The sequence below is a fragment of the Vibrio sp. E150_011 genome, assembly GCF_053544015.1.
The window spans coordinates 23870-39946 of sequence record NZ_JBHFOL010000026.1; the positions used below are offsets into that span (position 1 = coordinate 23870).

Genomic DNA, 16077 nt, shown 5'->3' on the forward strand with positions numbered 1-16077 from the left:
CGTGCTCTAGCTAGCAAAATTGGAAACTGTGTTTCCTATAGGAAATTTTTGATTGATTGTTTGCTTCGCGCAGGGTATGTTACCGACTTGTTAGATGAAGAGATGCGTTGACGCAATCAGGAACGAGGCAGCCAATGTCGGTTTCTGGATGATTTTAGTTCTACTAATTAGAGCCTATTCACGCTGCATTTTTGAGCATTACTTTTTTGTTCACGCAGTACAAAGACACCGCTTATTCAATAAATAAAACAGCGGGATTAACCCGCATAGACGACAAGTCATATTGAATAACCGTCATATGAATAAACAACGGAAGGTAAACTGCCATGACTGCTCAGTACCTAAAAAGCTACCAAAACCACAGCTTAGAAAACTTCTTCTCAACCAATCTTTCTGCAACTGATGACGCCGTCTTTACCGGCATCCAAGCTGAATTTACTCGTCAAAACGAACAAATTGAGCTTATCGCTTCAGAAAACATCGTCTCAAAAGCGGTCATGCAAGCTCAAGGTACCTGCCTCACTAATAAATACGCAGAGGGCTACCCTAATCGCCGTTACTATGGCGGCTGTGAGCACGTTGATACGGTAGAAGCCATTGCTATTGAACGCGCAAAAACATTGTTTAAGTGCGATTACGCTAACGTTCAGTCTCATTCCGGCGCACAAGCCAACGGCGCGGTAAAACTCGCACTGCTTCAACCAGGTGACACCATTATGGGCATGTCACTTGACGCGGGTGGCCACCTAACTCACGGTGCGCGCCCTGCTCTATCGGGCAAATGGTTTAACGCCGTTCAATATGGCGTAGACAAAACCACACTCGAGATTGATTACGATGCCGTTCGTGAACTGGCTATCGAACACAAGCCAAAAATGATCATCGCGGGTGGCTCTGCTATTCCTCGTACGATTGATTTTGCTAAATTCCGTGCTATTGCCGACGAAGTCGACGCGATCTTGATGGTCGATATGGCGCACATTGCCGGTCTTATTGCAACAGGTGCACACCCAAGTCCACTTCCACACGCCCACGTCGTGACAACAACAACGCACAAAACCTTGCGCGGACCTCGTGGCGGCATGATCTTGACCAACCACGAAGACATCATTAAAAAAATCAACTCTGCGGTCTTCCCTGGCTTGCAAGGCGGTCCGTTGATGCACGTTATTGCCGCAAAAGCCGTGGCATTTGGTGAGGCGCTTGGTCCTCAATTCAGTACTTATATTGATTCAGTGATCGCGAACGCAAAAGTTCTTGCTGAAGTATTGCAAACTCGCGGTTGCGACATCGTAACGGGCGGCACCGACACTCACCTGATGCTGGTTGACCTAAGACCAAAAGGCCTTAAAGGCAACAAAGCAGAAGAAGCGCTTGAGCGTGCTGGCATTACCTGTAATAAAAATGGCATCCCATTCGATACCGAAAAGCCTATGATTACATCTGGTATTCGTTTAGGAACACCGGCTGGAACCACTCGTGGTTTCGGAACTGAAGAATTTAAACTCATCGGTGAGTGGATTGGTGACGTTCTGGATGGCTTGGTTGAATCCCCTGAGGGCAACCCAGACGTTGAACAACGCATCAAGAAAGAAGTGAAAGCCCTATGTGCTCGCTTCCCACTGTACCAATAAAGAATAAACATCCTTAAAATATTTGGAGATACAGCAATGGATAACACTTTGAAGTTTTCTGACAGCCATGAGTGGGTACGTGATAACGGTGACGGCACCGTGACTATCGGAATTTCAGAGCACGCTCAAGAAATGCTGGGCGATGTGGTATTTGTTGACTTACCAGAAGTCGAAGACGAAGTAGAAGCAGGCGAAACATTCTCTCTTGTTGAGTCTGTAAAAGCTGCGTCAGATATCTATGCGCCGGTGACTGGTGAGATCGTTGAAATCAACGAAGAGCTTGAAGACAGCCCAGAGCTTATTAACGAAGAATCTTATGACGGTGGCTGGATTGTAAAAGTGAAGATGTCAGACGCATCTGAACTAGACAATCTAAAGAGCGCTGAAGACTATCTTGCGTCTATCGAAGACGAATAAGCCAAGCACGAATTAAAGCTGCCCAATCTTGGGCAGCTTGTTTTTTAAGGGTCTCGCAGAAGATCTTTGAGAAGGTAAAGGAACCATGACTGAATTACTTAACACGCTAAGTACACAAAACGAGTTTGTTGCTCGTCACAACGGTCCGAATAAATCTGACCAACAAAAAATGCTGGATGCCATCAATGTTCAAAACCTTGATGCGTTGATCAACGAAACCGTACCAGCACAGATCCGCCTAGAACAACCAATGACACTGGCCGCGCCAATGAGCGAATCGGACATGTTAGTTGAGATGAAAAAGTTCGCGAATCTGAACCAAATCAAACGTACATTTATCGGTCAAGGTTACTACAACACCTTCACACCAAACGTAATTCTGCGAAATGTTTTTGAGAACCCAGGTTGGTACACGGCTTATACGCCATACCAGCCAGAAATTTCTCAAGGTCGCCTAGAAGCCCTGCTTAACTACCAACAAATGGTCATGGACCTGACGGGTATGGAGATTGCCAACGCTTCTCTACTCGATGAAGCAACGGCAGCAGCAGAAGCCATGACGCTGTGTAAACGCGCAGGAAAAAGCAAAAGCAAAACGTTTTTTGTTGCTGACGATGTTCACCCACAAACCATTGAAGTCGTCAAAACTCGTGCAGAGTTTATTGGCTTTAACGTCGTGGTTGGTACGCTGGAATCTTTGCCAGAGCAAGACGTCTTCGGCGCACTCGTACAATACCCAGGCACAACCGGTGAGGTTCATGATCTCACTGACATCATCGCCAGCGCACAGGCCAACAAGACACTGGTCACCGTTGCCACTGACTTACTTGCATCAACGCTCCTAAAACCGGCAGGTGAAATGGGCGCAGACGTTGTGATCGGCTCGGCTCAACGCTTTGGTGTACCAATGGGTTACGGCGGTCCGCACGCAGCATTCATGGCAACCAAAGACAAGCATAAGCGTACGATGCCGGGTCGTGTTATCGGGGTGTCTATCGATACCAACGGCAACCAAGCTCTTCGTATGGCCATGCAGACCCGTGAACAACATATTCGCCGCGAAAAAGCGACGTCTAACATCTGTACCGCGCAAGCGCTCCTTGCCAACATGGCGTCATTCTATGCGGTTTACCACGGTGAAGAAGGCCTAAAAACCATCGCCCGTCGTACTCACCACATGACAGCGATTCTTGCTGCTGGCCTGACAAAGTCTGGCTTTGAGCTTGTAAACAATAGCTTTTTCGATACGATCACTATCAATACTGGTGACAAGACTGACGCGATCTTCACTGCGGCTCAAAATGCAGATATGAACCTGCGTAAGCTCGATGCAAAACTTGGCGTGAGCTTTGATGAAACGACGACCGTCGACGACATCAATGCCCTGTTCGCAGTATTTGGTATCGAAGAGTCAGTAGACGAATTGTCGACAGAAATTGCTGGCAACGAATTCGCGGCAATCCCTGAAAACTGCCGTCGTACCACACGCTACCTGATTCACCCAGTATTCAATACGCATCACAGTGAAACACAAATGATGCGCTACCTGAAACAGCTAGAGAACAAAGACTTCTCACTGACGCACGGCATGATTCCACTAGGTAGCTGTACAATGAAGCTGAACGCCGCGGCGGAAATGATTCCCGTCACTTGGCCTGAATTCGGTTCCATTCACCCGTTTGCGCCACTTGAACAAGCGGCTGGCTACACGGCACTCGCGCAAGACCTTAAAGAAAAGCTTTGTGAAATCACCGGTTATGATGACTTCTCGTTGCAACCAAACTCAGGTGCGTCTGGTGAATACGCGGGTCTCATCGCGATTCAACGCTACCACCAAAGCCGCAATGAAGGTCACCGTAATGTTTGTCTGATCCCTAGCTCAGCACACGGTACTAACCCTGCAACGGCATCAATGGTCTCAATGAAAGTGGTTGTGGTGAAATGTGATGACGCCGGTAACATCGACATGGTCGACCTAGCCGCGAAAATCGAAAAACACCGCGAAAACCTGTCTAGCATAATGATCACCTACCCATCGACACACGGCGTGTACGAAGAGCAAGTGAAAGAAGTGTGTGAGATGGTTCATGAGGCTGGCGGTCAGGTTTACCTTGACGGTGCGAATATGAACGCACAAGTTGGTCTAACGACTCCGGGCTTTATTGGCTCTGACGTATCTCACCTCAACTTACACAAAACCTTCTGTATTCCTCACGGTGGTGGTGGTCCAGGTATGGGACCTATCGGTGTTAAATCTCACCTTGCCCCATTCTTGCCAGGTCACATTGAAAATGGTGTAGAAGGCGAAGATTACGCCGTTTCAGCCGCCGATCTAGGCAGTGCATCTATCCTACCAATCTCATGGGCCTACATTGCCATGATGGGCGAGCCAGGCCTTACCGAAGCCACGCAAGTTGCTATCTTAAACGCCAACTACGTGATGGAAACATTGTTACCTCACTACCCTGTTCTGTACCGTGGAACCAATGGTCGCGTTGCGCATGAGTGCATCATCGACATTCGTCCACTGAAAGAAGAAACAGGCATCAGTGAAGAAGACATTGCTAAGCGCTTGATGGACTACGGCTTCCACGCTCCAACCATGTCTTTCCCTGTAGCAGGCACATTGATGGTTGAGCCAACTGAGTCGGAAGACTTGGAAGAGCTAGACCGTTTCTGTGAAGCGATGATTGCGATTCGCAAAGAAATGACTCAGGTAAAAGACGGTGTATGGCCACTGGAGAACAACCCTCTTGTGAACGCGCCACACACCCAAGTTGATTTGTCATCTGACACTTGGGACCGCCCATACTCTCGCGAACTGGCTTGTTTCCCATCGAAGCAAACCAAAGCGTCGAAGTACTGGCCAACCGTAAACCGTGTTGATAATGTTTATGGCGACCGCAACTTAATTTGTAGCTGCCCAAGCATTGATAACTACGTCGATTAATTGATTGATTTGAGGCTAACCCATTAATTTGATTATCCTCTAGCAATACCAAAAGCGAACCTAAATGGGTTCGCTTTTTTGTTTTGTTTTATTATTTTTAGGCTTTAACAGCGGATTAACTCGATAGAGCGTAGTTTCAGAGCCCTCCTTTCGATAGCTGTAACAACCACATGAATTAATTACATTATTTTTATGTGTGGATTTAATTATATTAATTTCACCACTTAACCATTCAATAAAGCCAACCGCCTTATATTACTAATTTTATAATAATTTAAATTGCTTGATTAATTTTATTATCAATACATCACTTCATCTTAAATACTCTATTTAAGATGAAGTGACTTATGCACAAACACTTAACCTTATAATATTATTACTCATTTCATGTTTGCAATATTACTCTCCATTTATAACGCTGTTGACCTATTACTTACTTATATAGAGTTATATATACTTTTATCAATTTCTTTCTGTCTAACTAAATAAAGTTGGCAATTAATTCAGCTTTGTTTATCAATTGTAGAGATAACAGTATGTCTAAGAACAACCTCTCTGCTCCAGAGAAAATACTGGAGGGCATTGGCGGTGCAAGCAATATCAAGTTTATTACTTGTTGTGCGACGCGCTTACGATTCGAGCTGCACGATGGCTCTAAAGCAGACAAAGCAGCATTGGATGCGATTCCTGAAGTGATGGGGGCGGTGCCTCAAAGTGGCGACCGTTATCAAATCGTTATCGGTGGTTCAGTGCAAACCATGCTAGAGCAAATTAAAGCGTTACCGGCTATGCGAGGTGACACACCTGACGTCGCCGATCCGAAAGAAGAAAGCACGGAAACTAATGCTGACCTTAAAACGTCGCTGCGCTCTGGGGGCGTTCGAGGTAAAAAAGAATGGGTCGACAGCTTTTTCGAGTATCTTTCTGATTCTTTCCGTCCTTTCCTAGGTGTGCTACTCGGCGCCTCACTCGTTATTGCTGCACTTGCTGTTTTGGATGCATTGCACATCGTGAACTTCCGTGGCGAAAAATCCGCAAGTTGGCAATTTGTCGACACGATGTGGCATACCGTCTTCTACTTCTTGCCAATCATGATCGCTTACAACGCCTCTAAAAAGTTGAAAGTCGAACCTTGGTTAGGTGCGGCGATTATGGGCGCACTGATGACACCTGAGTTTCAAAACCTCTCGTCATTGGCATCAACAGAAACCATTCACAATGCTGTGCTAGGCACCACGAGTCACATTGCGAACGTGTTTGGCTTCGCCATGCAGTTAAATGACTACTCTGGGCAAGTATTTGTGCCGTTAATCATGGTGCCAGTCTTGGCGCTGGTTTACCGGACGCTTAAGAAAATCTTCCCAGAGAATGTTCATATGGTCTTCGTGCCATTCTTCTCTCTGATCATCATGATCCCTGTAACGGCTTTCTTCTTAGGCCCACTAGGCGTTTGGTTAGGGACGGGGCTTGGTAATGGCTTGGCATGGTTAAACACCAATGCACCCTTCGTATTTGCTCTGTTGATCCCACTGTTATACCCATTCCTCGTTCCATTGGGTCTACACTGGCCGCTGAACGCGCTAATGCTGGTCAACATACAAACGCTTGGTTATGACTTCATTCAAGGCCCAATGGGTGTATGGAACTTTGCCTGTTTCGGTGCCACAGCCGGGGTGCTTCTGATTGCGATGCGTGAGAAAGATACATACATGCGTCAAACATCGGTTGGTGCATTGGCTGCGGGTCTGTTTGGTGGTATCTCTGAGCCGTCACTTTACGGTATCCATTTACGCTTTAAGAAAATGTACTCACGTTTGCTTCCAGGCTGTGTTGCTGGCGGGTTAGTGATTGCAACGCTAGGCGCAAGCTATGGTGGAGTAAAAACCAAAGCATTTGCTTTCACATCACTATTTACGATTCCTGTATTTAGTCCAATGTGGGTTTATGCGTTAGCCATTGCGGTTGCCTTTATTGTTCCAATAGTCCTAATTCTTATGTTTGATTACCGAACAGAGGAAGAAAAGGAAGCAGCTAAAAAAGCGATGAATTAAAGTCGTGAATTAAAAATCTCGGTTTAATTAACGCCAACGTTCTCTATGAGCACTTTGGCGTTTTTTATTATCGAGATAAAAATCAAGTCGGCGTCCTCGTGAAAACGAGGTTCTAACCTAGTTGTCCTTTAGATAACGAAATGATGGGCCCTTAACACCTGAAAAAGGATGAACCCAGCTATTTCTGAAACCCAAACCTACTTGAAAGTGCTATTTTTCCACCACTATGTTTCGACAGTAAGAAAGGAACCATACTTCTTGCAAAACACACATCACTATGGACTCTCGTTGCGAGATGAGCTGTTTTTTTATGTCCGTCACGGCTTGCTACTTCTGACGTACCATTGCCGCCATTGATCGAGACTAGCGCCTCCTCAATTGGCGAGTCACTCCCGATGTGAGCCAATATCCGAGGCTCTTGATACCAAGTATCGACGGCAAAGCCTGACTCTACTACCCATACTTCTCTGTCACTTTCTAATTCATGGCTTCGGATACATTGCCCATTCTCCAACACTTCAATCTTAGTCGTGACAACGTGCAACCCGGATTGCCACACGATAGTCATTGTATGCCCATCTATCGCCACTGAGAGATTCTTCTGGCGCATTTGCCAATTAGCGCCTTGGTCGAAACTCATTGCCAATATATTGTCGCCAAAACTGAGCTTTTCTGAATAAAGCAGAGCATTAACATCCAAGCCACCAAACGTGGAGTAAGCAAACTTGTTGTATTTATCGAGCTGAAATCCCGGGTGAACATTCGCGCCATAATGAACAATACTGTGGCCATCTACTCGCTGGACAATGGTTTTGTTCACTGGCATAGAAGCGACGGCGTCAAGTGGTGACATCGACTCTTCTTTGCATTGCCAGAATTCGTTTTCATCAGGTAATAGCAAAGGGATAAATGCCTTCATTGCCCAGTAAGGTGAGGTTGGAGAGTTGTATACCTCACACATAGTGGTGTTTGGGTAATCATAACCGCGAGTAAGCACACCAGTTTGAGTGAAAATCGGTTTTGTTTGCCACCGACGAATTTGTCTCGCCCAAAGCCCCTTTATCTCACCCTTAGACAACTCAGTTTGCTCGCACAATGCATACGCTCCCCAAAATCCAGCACTGGCAAATCGATAGGTCAGTGAACGACCTTGAACCAATGAATCCCCTTCTTCTGAAAACCAGTATCGAAACGGGTAGCTAAACGTATCAGCGTTGGTTTTAAAAATGCCTGCGAACTCTGGGTTAGCGTTTGGATAAAGTTGAGAGTAGATCAACCCGTAGTAATGCATGGCATATCCGCAGTATTGATCAATGGTTTCGATATCACCATCGCCATACCAGCCATCCCCAAGATACCAATCTCGAATACGTTGCAAGCATTGCTGTTCCAGCTGCTCATCAACGAGTGCCTCTCTACCGACACTTCGTAACCCTTGCTGAACAAAAATAGTGAAAAACAACCAATTGTTTTGCGATGTTGGGTGGTCTTGAATACTGGCCAGCCAATGAACCAAATTAGTTTGTTGTTGCTCTGTTAATGGATCCCAAGATATTTCCGGTAATAGCGTTAACCACATGGCAATGGGTGCCATTTCAACACTACGTTGGTCTATGTCACCGAGTTCCCCCCAGTATTGATCAGAGTTTGGGTCGGTGCCCTTTACAATAAGCTCCCGAACTAAGGGCCAGTGTTGAAATTTACCGCCTCCTAACTCAAGGGGAATCAGGCCCCACAGAGGGCGAGCAACCCCCTCTACCGAACTCGCTACCATATCGAAGCAAGCGCCACCTTCCTCAAAATCGATCCGAGCACCTTGTTGTTGATAAAAAGGAATAAGAGGTTCAAATAAATCACACACCAACTTTTGGTAATCTTGCTTGGACTGCAGAGGGTTCTCAGAAAAAAATACTTGTTTCATCAATAATGTTCCTTACATCAATCCAAACATACGTGGTAACGCTAAGCTAATGACAGGGAAATAGGTGACTAAAAGTAACCCAATAAACTGCACTAAAAAAATCGGCAGTAATGGCTTGATTACATTAGTTATTTTCTCGCCAGTTATACCGCAGGATACAAACAACACCGTTCCGACTGGTGGCGTGACAATTCCCATGGAAAGGTTATAAATCATGATGACGCCAAAATGCACCGGGTCAACGCCCATCGCAGTAACAACGGGATACAAGATAGGCGTAAATATAAGCTGCGCTGGCGCCATATCCATGAACACCCCGACAAACAGCAATGTGAGGTTAATGACAAACAAGATTATGTATTTGTTGTCACTCACCGCGACCAGCATTTCTCCTACTGTGTCTGGAATACTGGCAAAGGTCATTGACCAACTCATTAACCCAGAGCAAGCAATTAAGAACAAGATAACGGCCGAGCTAATCGCGGAATCATACAGAGTCTTCATTAAACTCTGCCACGTTAAGCTCCGATAACAAAGCGCAAGTAACAAACTGTAGATTACAGCGATACCAGACGCTTCAATAGCCGTAAACATACCGCCGATAATACCGCCAATAACGACAACGATTAGGAACATACTTGGCACTGCACGCCAAGTAATTGCAGCCACTTCACTTAATGGGTAGTGCGTAGAATCAACAGGATAGTTGTGTTTTTTTGCATAACGATAGGCAACCAGCATAACGCTGAGTCCAACAATAATCCCTGGAATGTAACCGGCTAAAAACAAAGCGGCGATCGATGCACTGCCCCCCGTTATCATCGAGTAAACAATAAAGGCACCAGCAGGCGGAATAAGCATTCCAGCAATAGAAGATGAGGCATTCACTGCCGTAGAGAATGGCATATCATAATTTTTCTCTTTAGCCATAGGCGTGACGATACCGCCAATAGCCGTCGAAGCAGCAATCGCCGAACCAGACAAGGACCCAAACATCATATTAGCGACGATGTTCGTTTGCCATAAGCTACCAGGAATTCGCTTACCGATAAGCATTGCAAATACAATCAATCGCTTAGCAATCCCCCCTTGGTTCATGATATTGCCTGCCAAGATAAAAAACGGCAAAGCTAAGAAGCCAAAACTGTCTAAACCACTGAATAACTTTTCGCTGCTCGTTCCTAGTAGATTAACAAAATCAATCTGCAGAGACAGCGTTAGGATGCCTGAAAACGCTAAGCCTACGGCGATGGATGTCCCCATTAGCAAGAAAAAGATAAACGACACAAACAATGCAAAGAAAGAAATCATCTCCATATTGGAATAGAGAAAATCATCAAAGCTGTCCAGTTGCTTTAGTTCATTGTAACCCCACACCAAAGCGGCCGTTCCAACCGCATAGAACAAAATAATAGATATCAGTTTAGGGTCTTGTTTAAGGCTTTTAATGAGGGCGACAATCTGGCTGAAGGCTATCAAAGCACCGCTGATCACTAGCACCGACTGAACCGCCCCTAAAGGCAGTTGCATGGTCGGCGTCATTAGATTCCAATTTTTTGCGGCGGCAACATAGCCACCCCAAACCATAATTAATCCCAGAAGGACATAGATAAAACGATTGAACAACTCCATTTTATTACGAGTTTCGGGCGTAACCTTGTCAAGAATCAAGGGTAAATTGAGGTGCGTGGATTTGATAAAACAGAGCGCAGCTCCCAGTATGCCGAGCCAAATTAACAGAAAGCGCAAAAGCTCTTCAGACATTGCACTAGGCGAACTAAAAACATAGCGAGCCGTAACTTGATAGATAATAAGCACACTCATTACAGTGAGTAGACAGATTAAAAAATACTTAAGCGTCGCCTCTAAAGTACTCATAAACGAATCTGTTAGGTTGGGAGTTGTTCTAGGGGTTTCTAGTTCTAACGGGGTCATAAACCTCTCCTTGAAGCCAAACGCCATCGATTCAGGCGCAAAGGCGGCGCTGTTTACACAGCACCGCTATCAAGATTTAGCGCTCTTGAATGGTAAAGATAGTTTCTAGTAATGGCGCTTTAACAGGATCGGAAAGCGTTTCATCGTACATAGGTTGCATTCGGCTAATCAACGGTGCTTTGTCGATTTCGATATACTCTACATTGAGTTCAGAAGCGGCGAGCGCCTCGGATCTCTCAATTTGCTCTGCAACTGCAGCAAAAGATTTTTGTGTCGTGTTCAGCATTTCTTCCTGCACAACCTTCAGGTCTTCCTCAGAAAGCCCTTTGCGAAAACGTTCACTTGTCACTAAAAAGTCGGTAAGACGAGTATGCTCAGTGCGGATAGCGTACTTTGCAACTTCGCCAAACTTAACCTCCCATAGCCCCGCTAATCCACCTTCCGCGCCATCAATAATGCCTTGTTGCAATGCAGGATAAACCTCCCCAAAATCCATTGGTGTCGGAACGCCACCCAATGCCCGAATGAGCTTCATATACGTGTCACTCGGTGAGGTTCTAAGTTTCAACCCTTCTAAATCTTCTAGCGTGGCAACAGGGCGAGTGGTATACATACTGCGGAAACCATTACTCAAAAAACCCATAGCATGAATATTTTTGTCGGCGACCGAATCGTAGATCTGTTTGCTCACTACTGGGTCAAGCATGGTTTGTTCGTACTCATCTAGGCTACGGAAAATGTAAGGTAGATTGATACTAGTAATTTCTGGTGAGAGGTTTTCTAACGTCGCACTATTTACTAACCCCATGTCAATCACACCACTTTGGATCTGTTGTAGATATTGGGCTTGCCCGCCAAGAGTGCCGTTCCAAAAAAAACGGAGGTTAACCCGCCCATCGGTACGTTCCTTGATATTACTGCCCATTTCCGTCAGTAAAGTACCAGCAGCATCTTCACTCGGTATGTTGGTGGCAAACTTATAGGTTTTTGCCTGTACACTTCCTAATGACAAGGCTAATGCTGTTCCTAAAAGTGCAAGTTTGGTTGTCAATCCTTTCATTGTATTCACCTTTCGTTCACGTTATTTGGCTCTACCAAAACAGTTTGTTGTGTCCCAATGCGCGCGCTACAGCTTCAAAATAGTAATAATCGCCATAGGGCAGCATCGCGTTGGCAAGATAATCCAGGTCCTTGGCTTTAGCATTGGGGATATGAGATGCAGCATTAGACAGTAATCCTTGTGCTGAATCAGTGTGGGTTTGGTCGTAGTTTTCTCTTAATGCCAGAAGCATTTTTAGGCCTAAAGAGCGATATTGTTCAGCTTGTTCTGGTTTGTTTTGCTTTAAGAAGTACTCAGACAAAATGAACAAACCTGCAGAAGTAATAGAACCAGCTGAGGTATCCTTGTATCGGATTTCACCTTCTGGGAGGAGGTAGTCCCACTCAGGCACCATATCCGGAGTGATTTTACTCAGCATGTATTCGGTTAACTTGACACTTTCTTCAGCGTAACGGTCATCACCCGTCATAATCGCCATCTGAGCAAATCCGTGAATCGCCCATGCTTGCCCACGGCTCCAGCATGATTCATCAGCGAACCCCTGATGGGTACAACCTCTAATAGGTTTGTTGGTACTCGTGTCAAAATCGAAGGTATGGTAGGTACTGTAGTCATCCCTAACCAAATATTTCATAGACGTTTCTGCTTGGCCAATCGCCACTTGTTTAAACGATTCAACATTGGTTTCTTGGTATGCCCACATCAGCAACGCTAAATTTTGCATACAGTCGATAATAATTTTTCCCTGAACACTTTCAGCATGCGCTTTATCTTCTGCCCCAGCCGTCCATGCAACTAAGTAGTTTCCGTTCCAGTTATATCGGTGTCTTAGTGCCTCTGCAGCGCGTAATGCCAACTGCCTAGCATTCAGATCACCAGTCAGTTTGTAATCCGCAACTGCCGAAAGGCTAAACTCAAAGCCAAGATCATGGTTAAGCCATAGAGGGTTATTCAATATGCTCTCAAAATGGGCATTGCGCATACGAGCATTGTTCTTGAGCTCTTGTTTACCAGTAAACAAGTAAGCTAGCCAAAGCTGACCCGTCCAAAATGAATCTGTCCAAAAATACTCGTCTGGATATAACCAAGTGAAGTCCTCTGCTCCTGCACCCACCATAGGATTACGAATACCAATCACTGAAACGTTGCGCTCAATACTGGCGATAATGTCCTGTTTTATTAACTCTAATGTTTGGTCCATTGATATGCCTCACTAACGAAATGGGGTGTAACTGAAACTTTTCATAAATTTATGTGATCGTGCTAAAAATATTTTAAAATTCGGCTCCGTCACTTGGTGACATAAATACAATCGCCCAAATTTAAAGGATTTTCTGTGATAATCCTCATGAAATGAAAAGAACCATAAAAATGAAACGTTTCATTAAATTCATGCAAACACTTGAAATTATCTGTCAGATGATTTAAAACTGGGGGCGTCGAATCGCAACGCATGATTATCAGTGGGTTGTTGATTAACTGAGGTCACGTTGAGTAGGAAATCTTTTTGAATTCAGCAGAAAAAACACAAAAAAAGCCGACTGTGGAACAGATTGCATCGCTTGCAGGCGTGTCAAAGGCAACCGTGTCTAGGGTTTTAAATGGCAGCGATTTGGTCAAAAATGATGTCGCACGGAGAGTCGAAGCAATCATCAGCGAAGTCGGATATGTTAAGCGCCGATCCTCGCTAGAAATTCCGATGACATTTAACAAAATAACGGTATTTTGTGACGATTCCGCATTTGCACCTCACACCTTCTATGGAACACTTCTCAACCAACTTAAAGTGGAAGCAGATAAACTTTCTATCAGTTTAGAAATGTCGGTGTTAAATCCGACCAAAAATAGTCAATCGCTAAAAAACAAGTTGTGTGATGCTCAATCTATTCTAATCCTTGGCAATCCCAATCAAGATTTGATTGAAATGACTCAGAATAAGTCGATTCCAGCGGTAATAATCAATGGTGTTGACCCCAAAATGCGGACTCCGAGTATTTCTCCAGATTATGAATTTGGTGCCTTTATGGCGACAGAGTACTTACTGTCAAAAGGTCATCGAAAAATAAAGTTCATCACCGCGAACGACCGGCATTCAACCTATCAACGAACGGATGGGTTTTTGAGAGCCCTCAGCATGGCAGGAATAGAGCATGACCCTAAACAAGCCGTGATTGACTTTGTCGATTATGCCGACAGAGCCGAACCCCTTCGGGGCCTCAAGGGTAAAGACTTAATTCGTAATCCTATGGGAGACTTTGGTGCGCAGGAAATTCTGCCGCTCATCATGGCTGAAAATCGTTTTGATGATTGTACGGCGGTTTTATGCTTGTGTGACATGGTGGCACTCTCATTACTAGAGGCTTTGTCGCACATAGGTAAACGCGTACCTGAAGACATTTCAGTGATTGGCTTCGATAATTTAAGCGTGAGCGCCATATCATCACCGCCCCTCACCACCATGACAACGGATTACAACCGAATTGCTCAATCGGCGATTTATAAATTAATCACCGCGATTAGCTCCCCAAATAAAGTAGCGACACGATCTTCGGTTGTTTTCGAAATGATTGAACGAAATTCAGTAAGGAACCTTTAAATAGCTCATCTCGAAGGTAGGGGCGCTCTTCAGTCATGATAGTAATGGCCGTACCTTATTTTGAGAAGAACACACCTTGCGATTGAATAATGACGCCATCAATTAATGAGCAGTTAGACAACCTCTACACCATTAATTACAAAGCCTGATAACCGTCATAAATATCAAAGATAAATGTTAAGTACATATAATCAGGGGGACAGGAGGAATCCAATTGAAGCGCTAATTATGGTGCTACATTTCACCCGCTTTAATTTTGGATTGAGCTTCACTTAACGTCTGCTTCCCAAACAATAAATCCATCATTGCGATGATACGTTTACTGTCATCACCCCACTTATCTGAATTAGTACTATTCGGTGCCTTGAACTCTACCTCACCAACTTTAGCACTATTTTTATATGCTTTAATTTTGGCATCTGCGACAAACGTCCTAAAATCCCAACTCCAACGCGATACATAAGTCAGTGTAAGTTCTGAGCTCTCAGGTGGAGTCCCATCACTTACAACCGTACATTTATGGGCGGTATCCAAACACCATTCTTGCATCGACTCTAAGAAAATTTCCCGTGTTGCATCATCTTTCACAATCGTAATGTCTTTACTCTGGTTATCATCCGGGATAACTTCCGCAGTATATTTGGGCGCTGCACAAGCAGCTAAAAGGACGGGCAGACTAAGGATAATTAGTTTCTTATACATATTATGTCTCTTTTAATAATTCTATAATTTAAAATGGCATTTTGAATTAACATTAACAACAACATCAATTAGGTTATATTTCATAAACTACGCTTCCACTTTTTCCATTAGCGGATGATTAGTCTAGAGAAAATACAAAACCAATAAAGTGATATCGCTCCCAAATAACATGCAACTTGTAACCTTAGAATATTACGTTCATCGCATCGTGTTAATTAGCTCCATATAGCAAATGATATAAACGCTTCTATTTGACGCTCTTATCCTCCCTTGGATGCTAGTAATCTTAGAAAGGACACACACCTAAAAAGAAATCTAAAGCACTCCCGTATTCAAAGTAGCAATTAACTGCAGACTTTTGCTTTCTTCAATCTATTTTGGGTGAAGTTGTCTAGTTTCTTAAGACGCGTTTACTTACGTTTATAAATGGGGCGAACGACAGTATCCAGAATTTTCACTGACCTATGGGTTGGAGCGGCGGGGAAAGTGGTGCTTACTCTAGTTGATAGATGTGCATCTTTTTCTTTTTTAAGGCAGCCTTAGCTTGAACTGTATGAACGTGACACCCAACCGCTGTCGAGCGTGTTTTTTCTAACGCGGTACATACCGTTAACCAACTCTTCTGATTGAAATTTAAACGCGCCAAAATAGCAGGTTGATTGGCATCCATGCTGGCTTTGCCTTCGAGGAATAGACGTGCAGTCCAGTCTACTAACTCAATGTAGTCGATGAGCCGAAACGGAATTCCATCTAGCACTTCATTTGTCGGATGACCGATAAAAGGGTGTAAACACGGGGCTGTAGCTAAGTT

10 protein-coding genes and 1 pseudogene are annotated in these 16077 nt (G+C 44.5%); 5 read left to right on the forward strand and 6 right to left on the reverse strand.

What is annotated here, in order from left to right:
• Positions 1 to 326: 326 nt before the first annotated feature.
• From ACE1OE_RS22895 to ACE1OE_RS22910, 4 genes are all read left to right on the forward strand, one after another.
• Positions 327 to 1634, forward strand: a complete 1308-nt coding sequence (locus ACE1OE_RS22895) for a serine hydroxymethyltransferase (RefSeq protein ID WP_449212370.1) — start codon at positions 327 to 329, stop codon at positions 1632 to 1634.
• Between the two features lie 36 nt (positions 1635 to 1670).
• On the forward strand, positions 1671 to 2051 hold the full coding sequence (gcvH, locus tag ACE1OE_RS22900) for a glycine cleavage system protein GcvH (RefSeq protein ID WP_102532704.1): 381 nt from the start codon (positions 1671 to 1673) through the stop codon (positions 2049 to 2051).
• Between the two features lie 85 nt (positions 2052 to 2136).
• Positions 2137 to 5001, forward strand: coding sequence for an aminomethyl-transferring glycine dehydrogenase (gene gcvP, locus ACE1OE_RS22905; RefSeq protein WP_449212371.1), 2865 nt, complete (start codon positions 2137 to 2139; stop codon positions 4999 to 5001).
• A gap of 536 nt (positions 5002 to 5537) precedes the next feature.
• Complete coding sequence (locus tag ACE1OE_RS22910; RefSeq protein ID WP_449212372.1) at positions 5538 to 7052, forward strand: PTS transporter subunit EIIC; 1515 nt, start codon at positions 5538 to 5540, stop codon at positions 7050 to 7052.
• A 178-nt stretch (positions 7053 to 7230) separates the two neighbouring features.
• Here ACE1OE_RS22910 and ACE1OE_RS22915 read toward each other — a convergent pair whose 3' ends face one another.
• From ACE1OE_RS22915 to ACE1OE_RS22930, 4 genes are all read right to left on the reverse strand, one after another.
• Complete coding sequence (locus tag ACE1OE_RS22915) at positions 7231 to 8973, reverse strand: DUF2264 domain-containing protein (RefSeq protein WP_449212373.1); 1743 nt, start codon at positions 8971 to 8973, stop codon at positions 7231 to 7233.
• A 12-nt stretch (positions 8974 to 8985) separates the two neighbouring features.
• Positions 8986 to 10908: a TRAP transporter large permease gene (locus tag ACE1OE_RS22920; RefSeq protein WP_372062238.1), complete on the reverse strand. Its 1923-nt coding sequence runs from the start codon at positions 10906 to 10908 to the stop codon at positions 8986 to 8988.
• A 76-nt stretch (positions 10909 to 10984) separates the two neighbouring features.
• The gene (dctP, locus tag ACE1OE_RS22925) at positions 10985 to 11968 is read right to left on the reverse strand and encodes a TRAP transporter substrate-binding protein DctP (RefSeq protein ID WP_102532446.1); all 984 of its coding nucleotides are present in this window, start codon (positions 11966 to 11968) and stop codon (positions 10985 to 10987) included.
• 31 nt (positions 11969 to 11999) lie between these two features.
• Positions 12000 to 13169 carry a glycoside hydrolase family 88 protein gene (locus ACE1OE_RS22930; protein ID WP_449212374.1) on the reverse strand — a complete coding sequence of 390 codons (1170 nt, stop codon included), beginning with the start codon at positions 13167 to 13169 and terminating at the stop codon, positions 12000 to 12002.
• A 306-nt stretch (positions 13170 to 13475) separates the two neighbouring features.
• Here ACE1OE_RS22930 and ACE1OE_RS22935 point away from each other — a divergent pair, with 306 nt between their 5' ends.
• On the forward strand, positions 13476 to 14564 hold the full coding sequence (locus tag ACE1OE_RS22935; protein WP_102532444.1) for a LacI family DNA-binding transcriptional regulator: 1089 nt from the start codon (positions 13476 to 13478) through the stop codon (positions 14562 to 14564).
• 234 nt (positions 14565 to 14798) lie between these two features.
• On the opposite strand, the gene ACE1OE_RS22940 is transcribed toward ACE1OE_RS22935, so the two are convergent.
• Both ACE1OE_RS22940 and ACE1OE_RS22945 read right to left on the reverse strand, forming a co-directional pair.
• Positions 14799 to 15266: an Sbal_3080 family lipoprotein gene (locus tag ACE1OE_RS22940; protein ID WP_449212375.1), complete on the reverse strand. Its 468-nt coding sequence runs from the start codon at positions 15264 to 15266 to the stop codon at positions 14799 to 14801.
• Between the two features lie 493 nt (positions 15267 to 15759).
• Positions 15760 to 16077, reverse strand: a pseudogene (locus ACE1OE_RS22945) (transposase); the annotation flags it as partial.

What these genes read in the sequence shown, in the direction of transcription:
- ACE1OE_RS22895 (WP_449212370.1), top strand. Translation starts at nt 327, where the DNA reads ATGACTGCTCAGTACCTAAAAAGCTACCAAAACCACAGCTTAGAAAAC.
- gcvH (WP_102532704.1), top strand. Translation starts at nt 1,671, where the DNA reads ATGGATAACACTTTGAAGTTTTCTGACAGCCATGAGTGGGTACGTGAT.
- gcvP (WP_449212371.1), top strand. Translation starts at nt 2,137, where the DNA reads ATGACTGAATTACTTAACACGCTAAGTACACAAAACGAGTTTGTTGCT.
- ACE1OE_RS22910 (WP_449212372.1), top strand. Translation starts at nt 5,538, where the DNA reads ATGTCTAAGAACAACCTCTCTGCTCCAGAGAAAATACTGGAGGGCATT.
- ACE1OE_RS22915 (WP_449212373.1), bottom strand. Translation starts at nt 8,973, where the DNA reads ATGAAACAAGTATTTTTTTCTGAGAACCCTCTGCAGTCCAAGCAAGAT.
- ACE1OE_RS22920 (WP_372062238.1), bottom strand. Translation starts at nt 10,908, where the DNA reads ATGACCCCGTTAGAACTAGAAACCCCTAGAACAACTCCCAACCTAACA.
- dctP (WP_102532446.1), bottom strand. Translation starts at nt 11,968, where the DNA reads ATGAAAGGATTGACAACCAAACTTGCACTTTTAGGAACAGCATTAGCC.
- ACE1OE_RS22930 (WP_449212374.1), bottom strand. Translation starts at nt 13,169, where the DNA reads ATGGACCAAACATTAGAGTTAATAAAACAGGACATTATCGCCAGTATT.
- ACE1OE_RS22940 (WP_449212375.1), bottom strand. Translation starts at nt 15,266, where the DNA reads ATGTATAAGAAACTAATTATCCTTAGTCTGCCCGTCCTTTTAGCTGCT.